The organism is Actinomadura logoneensis (assembly GCF_003428695.1).
Classification (GTDB): Bacteria; Actinomycetota; Actinomycetes; order Streptosporangiales; family Streptosporangiaceae; genus Spirillospora; species Spirillospora logoneensis.
The window spans coordinates 1-591 of the sequence record NZ_QURH01000367.1 but is presented as its reverse complement, the minus strand read 5'-3'; the positions used below and the strand labels follow the sequence as shown (position 1 = coordinate 591).

Below are 591 nucleotides of genomic sequence, written 5' to 3'. Positions count from 1 at the left end.
CACGGGCGGCGGGGGAGCCGGGACGGGCGGCAGGGAACCGGGCGGAACAGGCGGCGGCGACCCGCCCGCGACCGGGCCCGCCGGGGGATCGGGCGTCCCCGCGGGGGACTGGGACGGCTCGCGCTTCGCGGCCAGGTGCGCGCGCGCCGCCTTGATGATGTCCCACGCGCTCAGCTCGTCGGTGGACGGCGGGCTGTGCAGGGCCGGGGACGTCAGTTCCGCCGCGACCGCCTGCGGCAGCGCGAAACCCGTCGCCGGCGGGGTGACCTGCGCCAGGCGGCACCAGGTCAGGCCCAGACTGTAGGTCGTGACCAGCAGCGACGCCAGCGTCTCCGGGTCGCCGCGCAGCACGTTCGGGAGCCGTCCCTCGTGCGGCCACAGCGCGCGCAGCGGATGCCCCGGATCCGACAGCACGGCCTGGAGCGTCCGCATGCTGTCGGGGTCGAGCCAGCGGTGCAGCGCGGGCAGCACGTTCGGCGCGGCCTGCAGGTCGGCGGCGAGAACCGCGACGCCCGCACGGCGCACCGCGTCGTGGCGGCGGCCCGCCGCCGACGTCCCGGCGGTCATGCCGGGCGGTCCCGCGCCCTGCGT

At 78.5% G+C, this 591-nt stretch carries 1 pseudogene; it reads right to left on the bottom strand.

Annotation, left to right across the window (positions count from 1 at the left end):
- Positions 1-567 (bottom strand): annotated as a pseudogene (locus DZF91_RS22765) (hypothetical protein); the annotation flags it as partial.
- Positions 568-591: the final 24 nt, after the last annotated feature.